Annotated in this window: 20 protein-coding genes and 1 pseudogene; all 21 read left to right on the top strand. The window is 33.7% G+C overall.

What is annotated here, in order from left to right; all coding sequences use genetic code 11:
• The first annotated feature begins 49 nt into the window (after positions 1-49).
• The 21 genes and pseudogenes from ACZ446_RS10500 (at position 50) to ACZ446_RS10400 (ending at position 23652) form a co-directional block, all read left to right on the top strand.
• Entirely contained in the window at positions 50-1336 is a 1287-nt protein-coding gene (locus ACZ446_RS10500; RefSeq protein WP_464392508.1) for an HD-GYP domain-containing protein, read from the top strand.
• A gap of 30 nt (positions 1337-1366) precedes the next feature.
• Complete coding sequence (locus ACZ446_RS10495; protein WP_464392507.1) at positions 1367-1987, top strand: hypothetical protein; 621 nt, start codon at positions 1367-1369, stop codon at positions 1985-1987.
• 22 nt (positions 1988-2009) lie between these two features.
• Positions 2010-2837: a DUF6544 family protein gene (locus ACZ446_RS10490; RefSeq protein WP_464392506.1), complete on the top strand. Its 828-nt coding sequence runs from the start codon at positions 2010-2012 to the stop codon at positions 2835-2837.
• 226 nt (positions 2838-3063) lie between these two features.
• On the top strand, positions 3064-4236 hold the full coding sequence (locus tag ACZ446_RS10485) for an FprA family A-type flavoprotein (RefSeq protein ID WP_464392505.1): 1173 nt from the start codon (positions 3064-3066) through the stop codon (positions 4234-4236).
• Between the two features lie 184 nt (positions 4237-4420).
• Positions 4421-5572 carry an aminotransferase class V-fold PLP-dependent enzyme gene (locus ACZ446_RS10480; protein ID WP_464392504.1) on the top strand — a complete coding sequence of 384 codons (1152 nt, stop codon included), beginning with the start codon at positions 4421-4423 and terminating at the stop codon, positions 5570-5572.
• A gap of 31 nt (positions 5573-5603) precedes the next feature.
• Positions 5604-6026 carry a sulfurtransferase-like selenium metabolism protein YedF gene (yedF, locus tag ACZ446_RS10475; RefSeq protein WP_464392503.1) on the top strand — a complete coding sequence of 141 codons (423 nt, stop codon included), beginning with the start codon at positions 5604-5606 and terminating at the stop codon, positions 6024-6026.
• A 20-nt stretch (positions 6027-6046) separates the two neighbouring features.
• Positions 6047-6199, top strand: coding sequence for a DsrE family protein (locus ACZ446_RS10470; protein ID WP_464392502.1), 153 nt, complete (start codon positions 6047-6049; stop codon positions 6197-6199).
• Positions 6200-6289: 90 nt separating this feature from the next.
• Positions 6290-7330 (top strand): selenide, water dikinase SelD, encoded by a 1041-nt coding sequence (gene selD / locus ACZ446_RS10465; protein ID WP_464392501.1) that lies wholly within the window; start codon positions 6290-6292, stop codon positions 7328-7330.
• Positions 7321-7602 (top strand): putative Se/S carrier protein, encoded by a 282-nt coding sequence (locus ACZ446_RS10460; RefSeq protein ID WP_464392500.1) that lies wholly within the window; start codon positions 7321-7323, stop codon positions 7600-7602. Before selD ends, ACZ446_RS10460 begins: the two co-directional genes overlap by 10 nt.
• A 156-nt stretch (positions 7603-7758) precedes the next feature.
• Positions 7759-9045 (top strand): annotated as a pseudogene (locus tag ACZ446_RS10455) (FAD-dependent oxidoreductase); the annotation flags it as partial.
• A 147-nt stretch (positions 9046-9192) separates the two neighbouring features.
• A complete protein-coding gene (gene hcp, locus ACZ446_RS10450) occupies positions 9193-10842 on the top strand; it encodes a hydroxylamine reductase (RefSeq protein ID WP_464394396.1) in 1650 nt (549 codons plus the stop codon).
• 170 nt (positions 10843-11012) lie between these two features.
• A complete protein-coding gene (locus tag ACZ446_RS10445) occupies positions 11013-11591 on the top strand; it encodes a TetR/AcrR family transcriptional regulator (RefSeq protein ID WP_464394395.1) in 579 nt (192 codons plus the stop codon).
• Positions 11592-11723: 132 nt separating this feature from the next.
• Entirely contained in the window at positions 11724-12041 is a 318-nt protein-coding gene (locus ACZ446_RS10440) for a cupin domain-containing protein (RefSeq protein ID WP_464392499.1), read from the top strand.
• 110 nt (positions 12042-12151) lie between these two features.
• Positions 12152-13228, top strand: coding sequence for a TolC family protein (locus ACZ446_RS10435; RefSeq protein ID WP_464392498.1), 1077 nt, complete (start codon positions 12152-12154; stop codon positions 13226-13228).
• Complete coding sequence (locus ACZ446_RS10430) at positions 13215-14606, top strand: TolC family protein (RefSeq protein ID WP_464392497.1); 1392 nt, start codon at positions 13215-13217, stop codon at positions 14604-14606. The genes ACZ446_RS10435 and ACZ446_RS10430 overlap by 14 nt, the downstream gene beginning before the upstream one ends.
• On the top strand, positions 14599-15882 hold the full coding sequence (locus tag ACZ446_RS10425) for an efflux RND transporter periplasmic adaptor subunit (protein WP_464392496.1): 1284 nt from the start codon (positions 14599-14601) through the stop codon (positions 15880-15882). Before ACZ446_RS10430 ends, ACZ446_RS10425 begins: the two co-directional genes overlap by 8 nt.
• 2 nt (positions 15883-15884) lie before the next feature.
• On the top strand, positions 15885-18986 hold the full coding sequence (locus ACZ446_RS10420; protein ID WP_464392495.1) for an efflux RND transporter permease subunit: 3102 nt from the start codon (positions 15885-15887) through the stop codon (positions 18984-18986).
• Positions 18987-19174: 188 nt separating this feature from the next.
• Entirely contained in the window at positions 19175-19882 is a 708-nt protein-coding gene (locus ACZ446_RS10415) for a FadR/GntR family transcriptional regulator (protein ID WP_464392494.1), read from the top strand.
• Between the two features lie 110 nt (positions 19883-19992).
• Complete coding sequence (locus ACZ446_RS10410) at positions 19993-21624, top strand: ABC transporter substrate-binding protein (protein ID WP_464392493.1); 1632 nt, start codon at positions 19993-19995, stop codon at positions 21622-21624.
• A gap of 135 nt (positions 21625-21759) precedes the next feature.
• On the top strand, positions 21760-22719 hold the full coding sequence (locus ACZ446_RS10405) for an ABC transporter permease (protein WP_464392492.1): 960 nt from the start codon (positions 21760-21762) through the stop codon (positions 22717-22719).
• Positions 22720-22728: 9 nt separating this feature from the next.
• Entirely contained in the window at positions 22729-23652 is a 924-nt protein-coding gene (locus ACZ446_RS10400; RefSeq protein ID WP_464392491.1) for an ABC transporter permease, read from the top strand.
• Positions 23653-23656 lie beyond the last annotated feature (4 nt).

The raw sequence follows: 23656 nt of genomic DNA, 5'->3' as shown, positions 1-23656 counted from the left end.
ATTTTAGAGTCTGCTGTCAGATTGCTTTTAATATAAAGGAGTGAGGAGTTTGAGCAGGAAACTTAAAAGTTATTTAGCAATAATATATAGTATTTTTTTAATTTGGTTTACTATTTTGGGATATAATTATGCCTTTGAATTTAACTTATTTAATGTTTTTTTTCTTTTTTCAACCCTGCTTTTTGTTAGTAATTTTAGTTTGTTTTTTAATTCAATGACTGAAATTACTACTTCTATGAATTTACCTGTTTTAATTACTTCTTTTATAGTTTTGAATCCTTTTTGGGTAGGGGTAATAGCTGCTTTGGGAACTACAGAAATAAATTTAAGAAAAAATTGTTTTATTTGGTATAAATTTTTATTTAATCGTTCAGTGTTTTTCCTTGCAGCTTCCAGCGCAGGCTTAATCTTTAAATTAACGCGTCCTATTTTTGATGGACAAGGTTTTCCAATTTTATCAATTTTAGCTGCAATATTAGTTTATTTTTTAATAAACAATACATTAGTTTATATAGTAATTAATATTTCTAAAGAAGATGTTAATAAATTTTCTTTACTAAATTATTTTAGGGAACTTTCAAAAAACTTAATTACTTCTTATTTTATTGGACTTATTTTACTTTCTTCATATATTAATTTTGGCGAGGTTTTCTTTCTCTTAATTATAGTACTACTTTTTATTTTTAAAGATTTCTTTTATTCCCGCTTACAGCAGATGAATTCTTATACTCAAATCATTGAAAGTTTTCTAAAGGTAATTGACTCCAAAGATCATTATACTGAAGGTCACTGTGAGAGGGTAGCTAACTATACTTATCATCTCTGTAACGAAATGAATTTATCTCGAGCCAAATCGGAAAGAATTATCAGCATTGCTAAAATTCATGACATTGGTAAAATTTACGTTGATGATGATATTTTAAGAAGTTCAAAAAAGCTAACAAATCAGGAATATTCGGATATTAAAGAACATACTAGGTATGGATATGAACTGCTGAAGGATATTGATATTTTAAATAATGATTTAGATATTATACTTTATCATCATGAAAGATGGGATGGTATGGGTTATCCTGAGGGTATAGAAGGTGATGATATACCGGTGGGAGCCAGAGTTTTGGCTATTTGTGATTCTTTAGATGTTATGATTACCGGCAGAAGTTATAAACCACCAATGACCAAAGAGGAAATTATTGAAGAATTTAAAGAATGTTCTGGAAAGCAGTTTGATCCAGAACTTACAAAAAAAATAATTAAATTAATTAAAAAAGGTTTTTTTGATGATGGTTTCAAAAGCAAGGAAAAAATAAGAGAAATCCAATTATCATATAATTAACATCAGAATAAATTAGAAGGGGAGAGATTGATGAATAAAGAAATAAAAAAAATTATTCAAGAACTGGATGGCGTTTTTTCCTGTAATTTAATTGGCTCAGATCGGATAGAAGAAATACATATTATTGCAGATAAAAAAAGAGATCCCAAAAGGATTGTCAGGGATGTAGAAACGGTATGTTTGGTTCATAATGATCATAAGATAGATCACAAAAAAATAAGTATTGCTCAGGTGGCTAATTCTTTTAAAGAAAGTATAAATGAAGCCTCTGAAAATAGAATTGAGTTAATTTCAGTCTATACCGAAAATAATAGATCCTGCTGTAAAGTAGAAATGAAAATAAATGAGGAGCTTGTTGGAGAAAGTTATGAATCCCAAATAGGAGAAAGTATTGAAAAACTAATTGCAAGATCAGTAATTAGTATTTTAAACAAGTATCTAGATTTTGAGGCTAAACTTGTAATTGATGATATTTTCACAATTAAAGGTAAGGAAGAACTTGTAATAGCTCAAATATCGATGTATAATTTAGATAATAATTTAATGCAGGAAAAATTAGTAGGGGCTGTCTATGTAAATAATAATATTGCTTTAGCAATTGCAAAGGCCTGCTTGAAGGCTGTTAACAGAAGGGTTGGTTATTTTATTTAAAATAGAGAGGTGAGTGGTTATCTTGCTTAAAAAAATAATTTATTTATTTATTTTTGCTGTGGTATCTTTTTCAATTTATGCAGTTTTTGTTAATGTATATTCAGATTATCAATATGAGCAAGATGTCAATTCCCTACAAAGTGATTATTCTTTAAATGATAATTTTTCAATTACCAATCCCAATAGTATTTCTATTCCCGCACCTTTAAGAAGATATATTCAGTACAGTACTCCATCAAATAGGGATTTATCAACTTATGTTAGAGTTAAATATTCTGGTAAATATCGTCCAGATAAATATGGGAAAATGTATGATTTTAATGTTAAATCAGTCTATAACTTAAAAACTGGAGAGTTAGTAAGTGAATCGACAATTCAAGAAAATCGAGTTATTTTTAATAAAATAAAAGAGGTGCTGGTCGATGATAAAATTATTTACCAGTATAAAAAATTAGGAGTTAGAACTGAAAAAATTGTCGAAGGAGAAAAAGCTAAATTATTTTTACAGACTAAAATGATGATTGACGCTGTTTATTTTCCCTATTATTATCTGGGAAGCAGCAAGATAAGACTTGATGCAGCTTCCGGTAATAGGACTTTAGTTGAATTTCTTAGCAGCTCTGGCAATATTGACTTTATTTTTGAATTTAATGAAGATAATTCTTTGTATTCTATCAGCAGTTCTCAATTTTTATTTGGCAGTGACAGAGTTGCCTTGACTGGTATTTATGACAACTACATTAATTTTAATGGTTTTATGATTCCTAACTCTATTGTTGTTAAAATAGAAAACAACTTTGATGAATACACTTTATATGAAGCTCAGCTTGACAATATAAATTACCAGTAAAAATCAATAAATAAATTTTAATGTCCTCTGATGAAATTTAGCAGAGGGCATTTTTTTGTGTGAGCTATGTCACGGAAAAAAGAAAAAATAAGACATATAATAAACTTGACAAAAGTAATCAGGATTAATATAATGATTAATGGTAGAAACATTTTAAAATAATTTTGTTAGAAAATATAAATCTAAATTTATTAAATCTTATAAATTCCCAAAGGAGGAGTTTTAAATGTTTAGAAAGATTAAAGATGATATCTATAGTGTTGGTGTTATTGATTGGCACCGCAAATTGTTTGATGAGCTAATTCCTCTCCCTGATGGTACAAGTTATAACTCTTATTTTATTCGTGGTCAGGAAAAAAATGCGATAATTGATACTGTTGAGCCTGATTTTGACAATGATTTTTTAAATAACTTGGAACAGGCTGGGGTAGAAAAAGTAGATTATATTATTTCTAATCATGCTGAACAGGACCATTCCGGAACAATTCCTGTTTTATTAGAAAAATATCCAGAGGCAGAAGTTTTATGTTCTGCTAAGGCAAAATCAATGCTTTTAGACTTATTAGAGCTTAAAGAAGATCAAATTAGAGTAGTCGAAGATGGAGAAACATTAGACTTAGGTGGTAAAACACTTGAATTTATTGATACTCCATGGGTTCACTGGCCAGAAACTATGTCAACCTATCTGCAGGAAGAGAATATCTTATTCCCCTGTGATTTCTTCGGTTCTCACTTAGCAACAAGTGATTTATATGTAGAAGATGAAGAGGAAGTATTTAAAGCTGCTAAGAGATATTATGCGGAGATTATGATGCCTTTTAGAAAGATCATTAAAAATAATTTAGCTAAATTAGAGGATTATGAGATAGATATGATTGCCCCAAGTCATGGTCCAATTTATGATAATCCTGAAATTATTTTGGATGCCTATCATGATTGGGTGAGTGATGATGTTAAACCAGAAGTTATAGTTCCCTATGTTTCAATGCACGGCAGTACTGATGATTTAGTAAATTACTTTATTGATTCACTAATTGATGAAGGCATAAAGGTTAAACCATTTAATTTGGCCGATGTAGATCTTGGTGACTTAGCGATTTCCTTAGTTGATGCTTCAACTGTAGTCTTTGGTTCACCAACTGTTTTAACAGGTCCACATCCAGCAGCAGTATATGCAGCCTATTTAGCCAATGTATTAAAGCCTAAGACAAGATATGCTTCAATTATTGGTTCATATGGTTGGGCGGGTCGAATGACTGATAAGCTGCTTGACTTGATGCCAAATCTGAAGGTGGAACTTTATGATCCTGTTGTTGCTAAAGGTCATGGTGCTGATGAAGATTATCAAGAAATTGACAGGCTTGTAGCTGAAATTAAAACAGATTTAGAAAATCTTTAAAAATAAAATTTAATAGAATGATCTCCTTTATGAACTCCTGTGTAAAAGCAGGAGTTTTTCATTTATGTTCACGTTCCGGGTACGTGAACATAAATGAACATTTTTAGTGAAAAATAAAGGTTTTTAGCCTGTGAAAAAGAATTAATTATATAAGTAGAGATTTATTCAGATGGAGGTTTAATTAATGATATATTTTAATAATGCTGCTACTAGCTGGCCCAAACCAGAAATTGTTTACAAGGCGGCAGATGATTTTTTCCGCGCTTCAAGTATTAACCCTGGACGCACTGGTTCTGCTGCAGACTATGATGCTGCCCAGATAATTTTTGATACTAGGGAAAAGATTGCTGATTTTTTTTCTATCAAAAATTCTGCTCAACTGGTCTTTAATTCTGGTGCTACAGAATCGTTAAATACGGTAATTAAAGGTGTTTTAAAAAAAGGAGATCATGTAATAACTTCTAAACTGGAACATAATTCGGTGCTTAGGCCGCTTGAGCGTTTAAGAAACGAGAGAGAGATAGCAGTTGATTATATTGAATTTAACCCAGAAACTGCAGAAATCGAATATCAGAGTTTAAAGAATGCTGTTAAAAATAATACGAAAATGATTATAGTTTCTCATGCTTCTAATGTATTAGGGACAGTTAATAATCTGGAAAAGATAGGAAAAATTGCGGCAGCAGAAGATATACTATTTTTGGTTGATGCAGCTCAAACAGCAGGCATTATTCCAATCGATGTAGATAAAATGAATATAGATTTTTTAGCAGTTCCCGGACATAAATCTCTTTTTGGCCCTCCTGGTATTGGCGCTTTATATGTTAGAAATTATGAGCTGCTCAAACCTTTAAAAGAAGGAGGGACAGGTAACAATTCTTTAAGTGTTCTGCAGCCTCGAATAATGCCTGATTATCTGGAGGCAGGCACACTTAATACTATCGGTATTGTTGGATTGGGAGCAGGAGTGAAATTTATTCAAACTGAGGGCTTAAAATCAATTCACCAGCAGGAAATGAAATTGTTAAAAAAGATTATTGATGGTTTGACAGTTTTGCCTGAGATAAAAATTTACGGAAAAAAAGATCTTGTAAATAGAACTTCTGTTACAGCATTTAATTTAGGTGCTTTAAGTTCTAATCAGCTCTCTTTTAAACTGCAGGAGGAGTATAATATTCACCTGCGGGGTGGACTGCATTGTGCACCTTTATTACATAAATTTTTAGGAACAGATAAGCAGGGAATGCTGCGCCTCAGTCTTGGTTATTTTAACACTGAAGCTGAAGTAGATAGATTTTTAAATATAATGGAGTCAATTATTCATAAAGTCAAATAAAATATAATAGTTACAATTGGAGGAAATAATATTGAAAGAAATTGATGCAAGAGGGTTGGCCTGCCCAAAACCGGTAGTGCTGACCAAAAAAGCGATGGCTGAACATGATGAAATTTTAACAATTGTTGATAATAAAACTGCTTCTGAAAATGTTGCAAAACTAGCTAGAAAATTAAAGGCAGAAGTTAGTGTAGTAGAGGAAGCTGCAGATTATTTTAAAATTTTAATAAAGAACAATGGGCAAAATGAAATAGAGAATAGTACCAATAAATCTTCGGCTGCTAAAAGTTCTGCAAATGGCAAGGTTTATTTAATAGCTTCTGACAAATTAGGTGAAGGAGAACCGGAGTTAGGAGAAATCTTGATCAAAGGTTTTCTCTCAACTCTGCTTGATATTAAACCTCTACCCAAAAAAGTTATTTTTCTGAACTCTGAGTTAAGCTGGCTGTTTTAGAAGCAGATCTAAAAAAAGTTTTGGAAGACTTAGAAGCAGCAGGAGTTAAGATCTTACTCTGTGGTACCTGTCTTGATTATTATGAATTAAGTGATCAGGTTGAGGTTGGAGAAGTTAGCAATATGTATGAAATTGTAGACAGTATAAATAGTAGTGACTATATAAGGATATAATGTGATTTTGATTTTTAGATTATATCTTTATAGACAAGGACAGATGATATAAAAAATTTATAGTTAATTAATAAGAAAGTTGGTGATATTATGTCTCAAATTAGATTAACTGATTACAGCAAAACTTCTGGTTGAGCAGCTAAGATGGGCCCTAAGGCTCTGGCGCAGGTTCTGCGTCGCGTTAATTTTCCTGCTGATCCAGAAAAATTGTTGATTGGTCTTGATAAGGCAGATGATGCTGCTGTATACAGTTTAACAGATGATATAGCTCTAATTCAGACTTTGGATTTTTTCACACCTGTAGTAGATGATCCTTATTTGTTTGGTCAAATTGCTGCTGCCAATGCTTTAAGTGATGTCTATGCAATGGGTGGACAGCCTATTTTAGCGATGAATATAGTTGGCTTTCCCTCCTGTTTGGAAGCAGAAATTTTGGCTCAGATTCTGCAGGGAGGTGCTGATAAAGTAAAAGAAGCCGGTGCCAGCTTATGTGGAGGACATACAGTAGTAGATGAAGAGCCTAAATATGGTTTATCTGTAACAGGAACTGTTCACCCTGATAAATTACTCAGCAACTCTGGGATCAAAGAGGGTGACCTTATTCTTCTAACCAAGCCCCTGGGAACAGGAGTTATGGTTTCAGCAATTAAGGGAGGATTTACCAAAAGTGATGAAAAAAATCAAGCTGTAAAATCGATGCTGACTTTAAATAATACTGCTTTAACATATTTTGATCAGTATCAAATCAATGCCTGTACAGATGTAACCGGTTTTGGTTTGATTGGACATCTGCTTGAGATGTCTGAGAACAGCAGTCTGCAGCTTGAAATTGATGCTTCTGAGATTCCTGTTTTTGAAGGCGTTAGGGACTTTGCAGAATCAGGTCTTTTACCTGCAGGGGCTTATAAAAATAGGGATAATTATCAGGAATTTGTTAGTGAAACTGGAAAAAGAGATCAGACACTTTATGATTTAATGTATGATCCTCAAACTTCAGGAGGACTTTTAATTTCAGTTTCCGAAAAAGATGCAGCAGATTTATTAATTGATCTCTACGCTGAAGCTCTGGATGTTGCTGTCATTGCTAAAGCTGTTAAGGGTGAAAAAGGAGTAAAAATAGAATGGAACTAAAAAATCAGGAAAAAAATAAATTAATTTTATTTCAGTCTACACATCATTCAATTAAAGCAAAAAATATACTTTCTAAACATGGAATTGAATTTAGAATGCAGGCTGTTCCACCAGTGATTTCAAGTGATTGTGGTTCAGCAATTGCTGCTAAAATGGAACTAAAGGCTTTAAAATCATTATTTGATGAGAATAATATTTTAGTTGAAGCTATTTATAGTAGCAGCAGTAAAAGCGGACAAAAAGAATATACAAAGATCTATAGTCCAAAATAAAATATGGATGGATATTTCAAATAACTTCTGTTTAAAAGCAGGAGTTATTTTTATTTGCAGCGGTATTATAGGATAAGTGTGATGTTTATCACGGTTAAATGTCAGAATTTTTAATATAATTAAACTACTCAAGATTTAAAGAGGGAGGTTAATTTGATGTATGATGTAAGTATAATCGGAGCTGGGGTTGTTGGTTCAGCAATTGCTAGAGAGCTTTCAAAGTATGATCTTAAGGTGACCTTGGTTGAAAAAGAGTCAGATGTCTCCACAGGTGCGTCAAAGGCAAATACAGGTATTGTTCATGGTGGTTATGTTGGTAAAGCAGGAACCTTAAAGGGAGAACTATGTATAAAGGGAAATGAACTCTATCAGGATTTAAACGAAAAATTACATTTCGGTTATAAAAAAACTGGCGGTGTGGTGCTCGCTTTTGATGATGAAGATGAAAAAGCCTTAGAAAAAATATATGAGAATGCTTTAAAAGTAGGTCAAAAAGAGACAGATATTGAAATAATTTATGGGGAGCAGATTAAAGAAATTGAACCACATGTAAGTGATGAAGCCCAGGCGGCTTTTTATTGTAAGAGTATTGGTGTAACTTCACCATTTGAAATGACAATCGCACTAGCTGAAAACGCAGTTGATAATGGAGTAGAATTAAAGCTAGAATCAGAGGTAATAAATATTGAACAGCAGAGTGATTATTTTGAAATTGAAACTGTAAAAGAAAAATTTAAGAGTAAATATGTTATCAATGCCGCTGGTATTTATGCCGATAAAATAGCTGCTATGGTAGATGCTGCAGACTTTGAAATTTATCCAATGCGGGGAGAATATGTAGTCTTTAGCAAAGAACAGGGCCATTTAGTTAATACAGTAATTTTTCAGGCCCCAAAACCAAAAACTAAAGGAGTAGTAGCTACCACCACAACTCATGGTAATTTTATGATTGGCCCTAATGCAGAAGAAATAGATAAAAAAGAGGATGTCGGAACAACTCTAAAAGAATTTCATTATATTATAGAGCAGTCCAGAAAATCAATTCCAAATTTTGATACAGAAAAAATGATAAAGACTTTTGCCGGCTTACGACCAAAAAGCACCAGAGGCGATTTCATTGTTGAAGAGAGTAAAGTCGAAAGATTTATTCAGGCAGCAGGTATTGACTCTCCGGGACTTACATCATCACCAGCAATTGCCAAAAAAGTTGTAAATATTCTGTCAAAGACCGGTTTAGAATTAAAAGCTAAAGCAGATTTTAACCCATATCGACCTGCGATTGCCCAAGAAAAGGGTAAAGATTTCAGTGGAGAAATTGACCATCAAAATCCTCAAAAAAATATTATCTGCCGCTGTGAAAATGTGACTGAAGCTGAAATTTTAGATGCTTTAAGCCGTTCTATTCCAATTAAAACTACGGATGCAGTCAAAAGAAGAACCAGAGCTAAGACCGGTGAATGTCAGGCAAATTTCTGTGAAAGTAGAATTAAAGAAATTTTAAGCAGAGAATTAAATATTCCGCTTGAAAAAGTAAAAAATCGGGATGAAGACCATGTACCACAGAGATTGGACGTAAATGAGATCAGACAGATGCCGATGTTCTGTTTCCAGTGTCAGGAAGCAGGCGGTGGAACAGGCTGTGTTGCCAAAGGTGTTTGTGGAAAAGAAGAAAGCACTGCTAACCTGCAGGATTTACTAATTTACCTGCTCAAAGGAATAGCTATTTACTTAAAACAGGCAAAAGAAAGAGGAGCTGCCACAGAGGAAGCAGATTATTTTATAATTGATTCTTTATTCTCAACTATTAGTAATGCTAATTTTGATAATCAATCATTTAAAAACAAAATCGAAAAAGCACTGTCGATTAGAAAAGATATTCGTAAAAAAGCAGAAAGAGCAGGTGCAGTTTTCAGCAGTGATATTGATGATGCTGCTATCTGGAAGCCCGCTGATGAAGAAGAGTTAAAACAAAAAGCTAAGAAAGTGGGAGTGCTTGCCACCAAGAATAAAGATATTAGATCTCTAAGAGAAATGATCACTTATGGTTTAAAAGGAATGGCTGCTTACACTGAACATGCTCATAATTTGGGCTATCAAAATCCAGATATTTTTAAATTCATCACTGAAACACTGGCCAAACTTACTGATGACAGTTTAGGTATAGATGAGCTCTTTGATTTAACAATGGAAACTGGAGAATATGGCCTAAAAGCAATGGCTCTGCTTGACCAAGCAAATACAGAAAGTTATGGGAACCCAGAAATAACGGAAGTAAATATTGGCGTTTCAGAACGTCCTGGTATTTTGATAAGCGGTCATGATTTGAAAGATATGGAAACCTTATTAAAACAGACCGAAGGCACTGGAGTTGATGTTTATACACACAGTGAGATGCTGCCGGCTAATTATTATCCTGCTTTCAAAAAGTACGATCACTTTATCGGTAATTACGGTAGTTCCTGGTGGGAGCAGCGAGAAGATTTTGAGGCATTTCACGGACCAATATTATTTACTACAAATTGTATAGTACCACCCTGGCCAGCCGCGAGTTATCAGGATAAGATATTTACTACAAATTCTACCGGTTATCCAGGCTCACTGCATATTGAAGCAGATGAGAATGGAAATAAAGATTTTAGTCCAGTAATTGAAGCAGCTCAAAAATCTATTCCCCCAGCAGAAATTGAAAGTGGACATATCACTGGAGGATTTGCTCATAATCAGGTAATCGAGCTGGCTAATAAAATTGTAGATGCAGTTAAAAATGGTAAAATTAAGCAGTTTTTTGTAATGGCAGGTTGTGATGGTCGTTTTAAAGAAAGAAGATATTATACCGAATTTGCAAAAAAACTGCCAGAAGACACGGTTATCTTAACAGCAGGCTGTGCTAAGTATCGCTATAATAAACTTGATTTGGGAGATATTGATGGAATTCCAAGAGTACTGGATGCAGGTCAGTGTAATGACTCCTACTCACTAGTCATGATTGCTAAAAAATTGAAGGAAATATTTGAGGCTGAAGATATCAATCAACTCCCAATCTCATACAATATTGCCTGGTATGAGCAGAAAGCAGTTATTATATTCCTATCACTGCTCAATCTGGGAATAAAAAATATTAAATTAGGACCAAGCTTACCAGCATTTCTTTCTGAAAATATTGCAGAAACTATAATTAATAAGTTTGATTTAACAACAATTGGTGATGTAGAAAAAGATCTGGCAGAATTTTTAGCTTAAGATTAAAGGCACTCCCTGTTTTAAAATCAGGGAGTGTTTTTCTTGTTTTGGAGAATGTTTTTAAATAATAGAATACAAATTATCAGAAAAGATAAGGTAGGAATTAATTCATTAAATTTGACAATCTATGTTAAGACTGCTATAATATGAATGAATATTCATTCAAGGAGATGGTTATAGTGGCACAGGAAACTAAAGATAGAATTTGCTCAGCTGCAGTAGAAGTAATATCAAAAAGCGGTTTTTTTAATACAAGAATGCAGGATATAGCTGATGAAGCAGGTCTTGCTGTTGGTACAATATATAATTATTTTTCCAGCAAAGATGAAGTTTTGTCATATATATTTGAGTCAGAGATGAAAAAAAGAATGGAATTTATGTCAGAATTAAAAGAGCAGGATTTATCAATTAAAGAGTTTTTAAGCAAATTTTTAAAGCAGCATTTTTCAGTTTTGATCAAAAATCCACATCTGGGTCGTGTTCTTGTCAGGGAAAAAGATTTTTCTAAAGGTGAAAAAAGTGGTGAAATCAAAAAGCATATGAATTCTATGATCAAGATGTTGGAAAGATTATTTGAAACTGGCATAAAAAGAGGAGAAATCAAAGAAATTGATACTCATCTGATGGCTGTCTATTTTTTTGGCTCGATGCAGGGGATTATAGAATATTCTTTAACTGAACCTGAAATAGAGATGCTGAAACAGGGGCCAGAGTTTATTGTTGAAAGAATTGATGATATCTTTATTTAAATTAAGTTGTGTGAGCTTCATCACAGTATTAATTCAAATAAAGTATTATAATATTATTAGTGAATGAGCAATCATTCATATCGCAAATATTGAATATAACAAAGAATTATTAATTTGAAAGGGATGATTTTTGTGGAAATTATTAAATTAAGTGAGTTAAAAGGAAAGAAAAACAAAAGAGGTGTTATTGCTAAGGCAGTACTCAAACATGATAATGCTCAGGTTATGAACCTTATTTTGTCTGAAGGAGATCATGTACCAGCTCATCAGGTTCCAGTTGATGTATTCTTTTATATTAAAGAAGGAAAAGGTACTTTAAGAATCGGAGATGAATCAAATATTGTTGAAGCAGGAACAATTGTAAGCTGTCCGCCAAATACTGAAATGGAATTAAAAGCTGATCAGGGAGAAAAATTTGAAGTATTAAATGTTAAAACACCATCACTGTAATAAGATTTTTTAATTAGAATCAAAATAGCAAATAAAGCCGGCTGTGAGAGCAGCTGGTATCTTATTCACATTATATGAATGAATATTCATTCATTAAAGGAGAGATTAAAATGCTCAAGAAGATTTTATTCATATTTTTGATATTAACCGGGGCTCTATTAATTACTCTAACTGTTTCAGCTGCTGAGTCAGCTTTGAATTTACAGGGATACTTAGCACAGTCTCTAACTAAAAATGAAGAAGTTAAAGAAGCTGAGATGAATTTAGAAGCTAAAGAAATTGCTTTAGCAAAAGAAAAAGCAGAACAGGAAGTACGTCCTTCACCACTTCTTTTAGAAAAAGCTGAAATAGAACTTGAAATAGCTGCAAGAAACTTAGAAATTACTAAAGATCAGGTAACTGCAAATTTAATTGACGATTATTTTAACTATTATAAAGCAAAAAACTCTCTAGTTATTCATCAGAAATATCAAAATATTTTAGAAGAGGAATTAGAAAATATTAAGGAAAAATATGAACAGGGTATTTTAATTAAAAGTGATCTAATGCAGGCCGAAGTTGAATTAAAAACTGCAGCAAGCAACCTAAAAGCAGCTGTTAATAATAAAAAGAGAGCTGAATTTAAAGTAAAACAGAACTTAAAGATGGAGTTTGAAGATCAGCTGCAGCTTAATTTTAAAGAAGATGAATTAAAAAATTGGCATTTAGAAAAAGATTTAAAAGAACTTTTTAAAACTGCTTTAAGTAAGAGAATTGAGATTAAAGAGGCAGCGGCAAATAAAGAACTTCAAAAAATAAATTACAGTCTTGCTGCTAAAGATTACAGATCTGACTTAGATGAAAAAGAAGCAAAAAATGAACTTGAAAATGCTGAAAATAAGCTGGAGTTAGTTAAGGATAAAATAAAACTTGATGTTAATGACAAGTATCTTGATTATCAAGACAGCATTGCAGAGCTTGAGCGTTATCAGAAATTAATAGAAAGTTTTGAAGAAGCTCTAAGAGTTAAAAAGTTATACTTTGAAGAAGACTACATCACTGGGACAGAGCTTTTGGAAACTCAGGTTGATCTTTACCAGAGCGAAATAAATTATGCTCAGGCTCAGATAGATTATTATCTCAGTCTGGCTGAATTATATTTGAGCACAGGTGATTTTAAGGAGGGGCTAAATTATGAAAACAAATAAAGTTATTATTAGCTTATTATTAACAGCCAGCCTCCTTCTATCTTTAACTGTTTCGGCAGCAGAAGTCGATTTAAACACAGCTTTAGAATCTGCTCTAAAAAATAATAATACCCTCCAGGCGGCTAGAGAAAAATTAAAAGCAGCTGAAATGCAGAAAGAATCTGCTGAGACAATTATGAATTCAAAATTGAAGGGGGAGCTTGCCTGGCAGGAGGAAGAGTTGACAGATGACGGAGATATTTTCACAACAATTGAGTACAGTAAATTTCTAGCTCAATCTTCGGGTACAGAAGCTCAATTAGATAAGGCAGAGCTTAAATATTATATTGCAGAATTAGAATTCAATAAAAAACGAGAAGAAGTTTTAGAAAATGTGATTAAACAATATTATAATCTTTTGAAAATAGAATCTTTAGTAAGTAACCAGAAGCAGGCAGTAAAAGAAGCAGAGGCTCTTTATCAGGATTCTGAAAAAAGATTTGCTGATAATTTAATAACCAAAGCAAAACTTTTAAGAATGGAAATAAATTTAGCTAAAAACAAAGAAAAAATGCAGATTATAGAAAATGATAGAATGAAGGCTAGAGATCAATTTGCCTTACTAACAGGTATCGATTTAGCTCAGCAGATTTTAAAAGATAAAAATTTAATTAAGGCTCAGGCTAATCTTCAGTTTAAAAAAGATGAACTTTTAAAACTGGCCTATCAAAATAGAACTGACTATCAGATTCAGCAGCTAAATTCAGATCTAATAAAGAAAGATATTCAGTATCTTAAAGCTGAAGCTGAACCTGTTTTTTCACTGGGGGGAGAATATGTTTTTGAGGACGGCAAAATAACAACTTCTCTTAACAGTAAATACCAATTTAATTTAAGCGGCAGTGCTGATACAAGAGACAAGAATGAGAAATATATTTCTTTAAAAGAGCTGCAGCTGCTGGATGAAAGCGAATGGAAAGTTACTGCTGCTTTAAGCTATGAATTTTCCGACGGTGGCCAAACTAAAACAGAAATTAAGGCTGCAGAAGCCGAAATCAGAGAGAGTGAAATTAACTTAGATAAGCTTGAGTCTGAAATAGCTATTGAGATTTCAAGCCTATTAAGAGAGTTAGAATTAACTAAAAATAGTCTTGAAACAGCTGCTAAAAATTTTAAACGAGCTGAGTTAGAATATCAGAGCACCAAAAGTAGATATCAAAAAGGGGCAGTAATTGAAAGTGAGCTGATTTCAACTCAGAAACTCTTAAGTGATGCTGAAAGAGATTTAACTACCGCAAAATACGAGGTTCAGCTGCAGAAAACAGAAATTCTGGCTGCAGTAGAGAATATATATAGAAGCTTTCAAGCCGGAATGCTGGGAGGAGAGAGTAATGAATAAAGAAATTAAAATGGGATTAACTATTCTACTGATTATAGTTATTGGTGTCGGGGCTTTAATTTTTATCAGACAGCTCAAAAATAGAGAGCCTCAGGTAGCTGAAGAGCATGATCTGGGAACAGCAGTAGAAACAGCCAAAGTTCAGAAAGAAGATTTTGAAATAATATATAACTACAGTGGTACTGCAGAATATGCAGGTAAAAGGAAAATTTCTGCCTCAATTGGGGGCGAGATAACTAATATTTTTGTTGGAGAAGGTCAAAAAGTAGAAAAAGGAGATCTTCTGGCTAAAATTGATGATCAGGAGCTAAAAAATAATTTTGCTTCGGCAGAGACTGCTGTTAGTGAAGCAGAAATTGCTTTAAAGAAAGCTAAACTAGCTAAAGAAATATCAAAAAACAATTTAGCCGAGACTAAAGCAGCTTTAAAAGAAGCAGAGAGCAATTATTCTCAGTGGCAGAGTGATTATGAGCGGGATAAAAAACTTTATCAAAAAAATGCCATTGCAGAAGCTAAATTTGAGCAGACTAAAACTCAGTTTCAAAAAGCTGCAGCTCAGCTGGAAAGGGTAAAGGCTGCTCTAGCCAGCGCGGAAAAGTCAGTAGAAATTGCTGGTTTAGATGTTGAAACTACAGCAGAAAAGCTTAAAAAAGCAAAAAAAGAGCTCGAAAATGCTCAATTAAAACTTAAGGATACAGAAATTAGATCTCCAATTAGTGCTGAAATTATCAATGAATTTGCAGAAATAGGAGAATTTAAAGCAGCGGGTCAGCCTCTTTTTGAAATAGCAGAAAGTGACAGGGTTGAAATAAAAGTACAGGTTGGAATGAATGATCTCAGAAAATTAAAAGTTGGGACTGAGGCTTTAATTTCTTCTCCTGCTCTTGAACAGAAAGAAATAAAATCAGTGATTTCTGAGATCGGCTCGACAGCAGACTCTAAAAGCAGAACTACCGAAGTAACTTTACAACTAAAAGATGGGACTAATCTGAAAGATGGGGCCTTTGTTTCTGTTTCTCTAATAGCTGAAAAAATAAATGAAGCCTTAATTGTTCCGGAAAAAGCAATATTTAACTATCAAGCAGCTCCCCATGTTTATTTAATAAAAGACGGCAGGGCAGTGAGACAAAAAATTAAAACAGGAGCTACTAATGGTTATTGGACTGTTGTCACCTCTTCCCTCTCTGAAGGAGATCAGATAGCAGTGACTAATCTTAATGATCTGCAGGATAAGACCAAGGTCTATTTATCTGAGCAGAAAAATGGAGATGATTAATTATGACACTAGTAGATTTTGCAGTTGAAAAAAAATATACAACAATTGCTGCAGTTATGGCAGTTGTCCTCCTGGGTTTAGCAGCACTTTTAACTCTAAATGTTCAGCTGAATCCTGATACAGAGCCGGTTGTAGTCAGTATTCAGACCCAGTATAGCGGAGTAAGTGCTTCTGATATTGCTGAACAGATAAATGAACCCTTAGAAGAAGAACTGGGAAGTATAGAGGGGGTCGAAAGTATCAGTTCTGATGCAATGGAGGGAGTATCTTTAGTTAGTGTCGAGTTTGACTATGATAAAGATATTAATACTGCAGCAGTAGATGTCCAGAATGTAGTTAGTAAAATCAGAAACGAACTGCCGCAGGATATAGAAGAACCCCAGGTGCAGAAATTTTCAAAATCTGACCGCCCTATCTTGACTCTGGCAGTAACCGGACCCCGTAGTGATACTGAACTGAGAACTGTAGCAGATAATCAGCTTAAAAATAGACTGCAGCTGGTTAGTGGAGCAGCAGGTGTAGATGTCTATGGTGGTAAGCAAAGAGAAATTCAGATAAATGTTGATCGCGATGCGCTGGCAGCCTATAATATACCAATTTCGCTGCTGACTAAAAGATTAGATGAGGAGAATATTAACTTTCCCGGTGGTAGATTAACAACAAATGAACAGGAATATCTGCTGCGGACAGTTGGAGAATATGAGAATTTAGAAGAAATTAAAAATTTGATTATAAGTTCAACTCCTCAGGGTAAAATTTATTTAAAAAATTTGGCAGAAGTTAGAGACAGTTTTGCTGAAATAAGAAGTAAATTTAGAGTTGAAGGCCAGGAAACTGTAGCCTTAAACATTTTAAAACAGCAGGACGCAAATACTGTTCAGGTTGTTGATAATGCCAAAGAAACTATAGCTGAACTGGAAGCTGAGTATCAGGATTTAAATTTTCAAATTACAGAAGATCAGTCAGAATTTGTTAAGCTGGCTATTAATAATATGGCGAGCACACTCTTTATTGGAATTATCTTAACAATTATAGTAATCTTTTTATTCCTAGAAAACTGGCGTAGTACACTGGCAGTTTCAATTTCTATTCCAACAACATTTGTCTTAACTCTGGCTTTAATGAAAGCCTTTGGTTTAAGCTTAAATACTGTTACAATGACTGGCCTGATTCTTTCAATTGGAATGCTGGTGGATAATTCAATAGTTGTTATCGAAAATGTAACCCGTCACTTTGAAGAGCTTGGCAAACCAGCTTTTAAGGCAGCAGTTGAGGGAACAAATGAGATGATACTAGCTGTAATAGCTGGAACAACAACTTCCATGATAGTTTTGGTTCCGGTTATGTTTATTGGGGGTTTTGTGCAGCAGATGTTTAGACCACTTTCGATGACCCTATTGTTTGCCTGGACTGGTTCGGTCATTAGTTCATTTACAATTGTACCGCTTGTTTTATCCCTTGTTTTAAAGGCGGAAGAGGAAAAAAGATCTCTTAAAATATTTGCTGTTTTTAAAAAGATAGCGGCTCTATTTACTAAATTATTAAATAGTTCTAGAGAATATTATCTTAAGCTGCTGGAAAGATCTTTAAATAACAGAGCAATTGTAATTACAACTGCTGTGGTGATTTTAATAGTGACCTTAAGTTTGATTCCTTTAATTGGATCTGAGATGACACCGGTTATGGATAGTGGTCAGAGTTATATTTCCATAGAAACAGAGGCCGGGTCATCACTTGCTAAAACGGAAGAAGTAGCTAAAAAGGTTGAAAAAATAGTGGAAAAAATACCAGAATTATTAATCTATTCAACTCAGCTTGGTTTTGAGCCGGGAGCAAGTACACAGGCAACAACAGGTGCTAATGGGGTTCAGCAGGCATTTATGTCTCTAACTTACGAGGATCGAAACAGCAGAAAGCGATCAATTTGGGAAATACAGGCTGAGCTGCGAAATGAAATAGCTAAAGTTCCAGGTATTAAAGCCTATGTAGTAGAAGAGGCAGGAGCAACATCTGTGTCTACAACTCAGGCTCCCTTAGTAATCAGGTTAAGCGGAAAAGATCCGAAAATCCTATATGACTTTGCAGAAGGTCTGGCAGAGCAAATTAAAAAGGTACCAGGAGCTGTAAATATTAACTTGCGTTGGTCACTTGACAGTCCTGAGTACCATCTTAAAATTAATCGCCAAAGAGCTGCTGAGCTGGGTTTGAGCACTAAAGAAATATCTCAGCAGATATCGGCTTCAGTTGGTGGTCTGGACGCAAAAGAGGATTTTAATCTTGCCAGTCAGGATGATCTGAATATCTTAGTTAAATATAAAGATGAGCAGATGTTTCATAAAAATGATTTAGAGAATTTGATAATTGTTAGCCCTAAAGGAGATAGTTTGCCTTTAAGAGAGCTGGCCGAGATTAAAGTCAGTGAAGGGCCAAATTTAATCAGCAGAGAAAATATGCAGTATACATTAGATATCTTAGGATTTAGTAAAGACAGACCTTTAAGCAAAATTAATCAGGATATTAAGAAAGTTATAGAAGACTTTCCATTACCTGATGGTTATAATGCTCAGATTACAGGACAGCAGGATGATATGAATGATGCTCTAACTAGGTTGGCAGCAGCTTTAGTTTTTGCAGTAGCATTTATCTATTTACTTTTAGTTTCTCAGTTTAAGTCTTTAATTCATCCTATTACAATTATGATTTCACTACCGCTGGAACTTGTGGGTGTAGTTGCAGCACTTCTATTGACAAATACCTATCTTTCAATGCCAGCAATGATGGGACTAATTTTACTTTCCGGGATTGCTGTTAATGATGCTATTCATTTAATTGACTTTGTTATTGAGGCCGAAAAAGAAGGAAAAGAAAGCAAAGCAGCAATTTTAGAAGGAGCCAGATTGAGATTTAGGCCTATTTTAATGACAACATTCTCTACCCTTGCCGGTATGACACCACTGGCTTTAGAGCTGGCAGTTGGAACAGAGCAGTACTCACCACTAGCTAAAGTAGTAATGGGAGGTTTGTTTTCTTCCACAATGCTGCTTTTAATCTTTGTTCCTGTAGTCTATAGTTTATTTGAAGATTTGAAAAGGAAAATCAATTAAATAATAAAGATTAAACTAACTCCAACTCTGATATTTAAGTCAGAGCTGGAGTTTTTAATGTCAAAAAATAAAAATTAATAAAAAAATAATAAAAATTGTTTGACAATTAGAATTATTTATATTATTATATGATGTATAGTAATCAACTCATCAGACAAGCAGATAAAAGACAAATTGGGAGTGGTTTTATGAAAGCAATAAAGACAAGTAAGCGCTATAAGTTAGTGATTCGGGCAATACAAAATTATATTATTGATAATAATCTTGAAGCTGGAGACAGATTACCAACGGAAAACGAATTAGCAGAAAAATTACAGGTTGGTAGATCTTCAGTTAGAGAAGCGGTAAAAAGCTTAGAGGTTTTGGGGGTTATTGAAACAAAAGCAGGAGAAGGGATGTTTGTTAGATCTTTTAATTTTTTACCTATTTTAGAAAATTTGCCTTACAGTATGATGTTTGATAGAGATGACCTTTCAGAGGTTTTAGAAATTAGAATAACTTTAGAATTATCAAATTTAAAAAAAGTAATTGATAATATAGATGCTGAGCATTTGAAAAAAATTGAATTAGTAGTGGAAAAAATGAAAAAATCCAGGGAAAGCAATGATATTGTTGCTTTTGTGGAGGCAGATGAAAGATTTCATAAACTACTTTTTCAGCCGGTTAATAATGAACTACTTAAAAAGCTGCTGGGTATTTTCTGGACATTATTAGAAAATGCTAAAGATTTCTCCAAACTAGCTGATCCAAATTTACAGGCGGGCTATAAAAAACATAAGGCAATTTATCAAGCACTGGCTGAAAAAGATCATGATAAACTATATAAGCTTCTGGAGAAGCATTATGAAGTTTCAAAAAAGAATATAGCTGCTAATCAATTAAAAGTAGGTGTTTAATTAACAAAATCAAATAAATATTAAATTAAAGAGGTGGTGATTTTAGAGGGAATAATTAATTTTGACTTAAGATTATTTCATTAAAATCAAAAAAAGAGAGGGAGTAAATAATGAAAAAATTATTTGTTTTTTTATTACTAACTGTTTTAATGTTTACAATTATAGGAAGTACAGCAGCGGCTGAACATGAAAATCCTCTACAGGATAAAAGAGTTAGACAGGCTATTGCTTATGCAGTAGATATGGAAACATTAGTTGAAGGTTTATTGGAAGGAAAGGCAGTTAAGGCAAACAGTTTAACACCTAATGGTGACTGGAAAGTTGATGGCTTAAACAACTATGACTATAACCCGGAAAAAGCTAAAGAATTACTTGCTGAAGCTGGTTGGGATTCTGATTATGAGTTAGATGTTGTTTATTATTATGGAGATCAATTAACAGTTGACTTAATGACAGCAGTACAGGCCTATTTAAGCCAGGTTGGAATTAAAATGAATTTCAGAAAATTAGAAGGAGATTTGTCTGCTCAGTTATGGGTGACTCCAGAAGATCCAAAGATGGGTCCATCTGAAGTTGAATGGGATATGGCTTATGCTGGTATAGCAGCTTTAACAATGCACGAGTACTACAACCGATTTGCACCTGGTGCTTCCAGTAACTCACATACTCCAACAGATGAAAAATTAGCAGAATTAATTGCTGATACAAATGCAACTGCAGATATTGACCTTCAAAAAGAAGCCTTTTATGATCTGCAGGAGTACTTTAATGAAAACTTATTTGCTATTCCACTCTATTACCAGCAGGTATTTGTTTATGAGAGTGATCGTGTAGACCGCAAAGGTATTCCTTATGGTAATGAGCAGTTTACTTATGATTGGAGAATTATTGACTGGGATGTTGAAGCAAATGATGAAGGTGAAAGAGTTCTCTATTCTAATTCAGGTCCGGTTGAATTCTTTGAAACTACTTTTGTTAACCCCGGTGCTTATATGCCTCAGAAATTCTTATTTGACCGTTTAATTGTAGCAGATAAAAACTTAACACCTAAAAAGGGTCAGCTAGCTTCTGAATATACTGTAAGTGAAGATGGAATGGAAATTGAATTTGTTTTAAGAGATGGAATTAAGTGGCATGATGGAGAACCAATTACTGCAGAAGATGTAAGATTTACTGTAGAATATTCTGCAAAGGTACCTCAGTTAAATGCTGTAGCTTCTAAAACATACAGTTCATTAAAAGGATATCAGGAATATATTGATGGAGAAGCAGACCATATTTCTGGAATCAAAATTGATGGAAATACAATTAACTTCGAATTTGCAGAGTTGGACCCAAATGCATTATTAACTTTCTCTCAGTGGCCTCCATTACCTAAACATTTATTAGAAGATAGTGATCCAATTCAAGCTCAGAGAGCTGAATACTGGCAGGCACCTGTTGGTTCTGGTCCATTTAGAATTGAAGAAGTTAGTATGAATGACTATGCAACATTTGTTCCTTTTGCAGATTATTGGGATGAAGGAACTGGTAATATTGAAAAGATTCAGCTTTATCCAAGTGGAGAAAGTGATCCAAGTATAGTTTTAAATGCTGAATCAGGTCGCGTAGATTATGCATATAGTAAAAGTGTTACAGATGCTAAGTCAGTAGAAAAGATGGACTTTATGGAAGTACATCCTGTTGATATTAGATATACTCGTTTATTCTATGTTAACAAGTTTCCACATGCTGAAAATTAATTAACATTAAAAATTAAAATGTAATAGAGCCTGTAGTTTGTCTAAAAAAGCAGGCTCTATTTTTCAAATTTTTTTATTTTTTTAGGACTTGTCTGATATCTGAACTCATATTAGTTTTATTAAGGATGTGATATTTTGTTTTCTTTTATTATTAGAAGAATGTTGATTTTAATTCCAATGCTTTTAGTGATTACTTTTTTAATTTATGGAGGCTTGGAACTAACTCCTGGTGACGCAGTATCATATATGGTCAGCCCTGATGTTTTAGCAAATATTTCTGCTGAGAGATTAAACGAGTTGAGGGAGTCGCTTGGTTTAAATGATCCTTTTATTGTCCGTTATTTTAATTGGCTAAAAGGTGTTTTTACTGGTGATTTTGGCTATAGTTTGACCAGTGGGGTTCCAATTTCTAAAATAGTTTTTGACCGCCTGGGAGCCACTCTGGAATTATCAATAGCTGCTTTGTTATTTTCCACATTTTTTGGCAGTATTTTAGGAGCTTTAAGTGCTTTAAAACGAGGCTCGATTTTTGATCATATTGTAACAGTAATTGGAATGGTTGGAGTTTCTATACCAAGGTTCTTTTTTGCACTTGTCTCTATCTTAATATTTTCTCTTACTCTTGATTGGCTGCCTGCTGGTGGAAGAATATTCCCAGGTTATGATTCTTTTTGGGATAGACTGCCGCATTTGATTTTACCAGCAATTGTTTTAGGAAGTACAATGACTGCAGGAGTTATGAGGTATGCGCGTTCAAGTATGCTTGATGCTTTAAATAAAGAATATATTAAAACTGCCAGAAGTAAAGGGATACCAGAATGGCGGGTTAATTTGCTGCATGGATTTCGTGTTGCCTTGACTCCGGTTATAGTGTTAATAGGCTTTAGATTACCGATGTTAATTGGTGGTTCAGTTGTTATCGAACAGGTATTTCAGTGGCCTGGTGTGGGTAAAGAATTTGTGTCTGCCGTTAAAGGTCAAAACCTGCCGTTAATTATGATGATTGCGCTCTTTACTGTTTTAGCAGTACTTATCGCAAGTTTTTTAGTCGATATTTTTACTGCTCTTCTAGACCCAAGAATAAAATTGGATTAAGGTGATAATATGGCAAGTATTAGAAAAAGCAAATTAGATAGAAAAATGGATGAGATAAAAAGAAAAGAAGAAGCAGGTTTATTAAAAAATAAGGATAAAAATCGTGCTCTAAATAAATTTACAAATAACAAACTTGCTGTTTTAGGTGCAGTTTTATTTACGATAATTATGCTGGCAAGTATTTTTGCTCCAATTATTTCTCCCTATCAGCCGGGAAGTATTGATGTTTTAAATAGATTAGAAGCACCTACTTTATCACATATTTTTGGTACAGATCAGCTGGGAAGGGATGTTTTCACCAGAATTTTATATGGTGGCCGAATCTCAATTTTAGTTGGTTTAGGAAGTGCTCTGGGTGCAGCGTTTATTGGAGTTCTGGTTGGTTGTTATGCCGGTTATAAAGGTGGCTGGATTGATAAGATATTTATGAGAATCTCAGAAATTTTTATGGCTTTCCCTCGAATGATTTTAGTCCTGATGCTGGTCTCAATATTAGGCCAGAGTTTGTGGAATTTGATTGTGATCTTTATTCTTACAGGCTGGGGATCTGTTTACAGAATGGTTAGATCACAGATGCTTTCTATTCGAGAAGAAGAGTATGTCCAGGCTTTGAGAGCTTTTGGTCTTAATGATTTTATAATTTCATATAAACATATGCTGCCGAATGCCATTGCTCCTATTTTAGTTAATATTACTTTAAGTACAGCTATGTTTATTTTACAGGAAACATCTTTAAGTTTCCTTGGTTTAGGTGTACCACTAAATATTGCAACCTGGGGTAATATATTAAATGTGGCCCAGGATTTAAGCATCTTAAAAGAAAACTGGTGGATCTGGCTGCCGGTTGGTTTAGTGATTTCTATTTTTGTATTGAGTATAAACTTTATTGGAGATGGATTAAGAGATTCAACTGATCCATCACAGCAGGGTTAGGGTG

Source organism: Halanaerobium sehlinense (assembly GCF_055379485.1).
The sequence above is the reverse complement of the archived record's forward strand: the minus strand, read 5'-3'. Positions and strand labels throughout refer to the sequence as shown.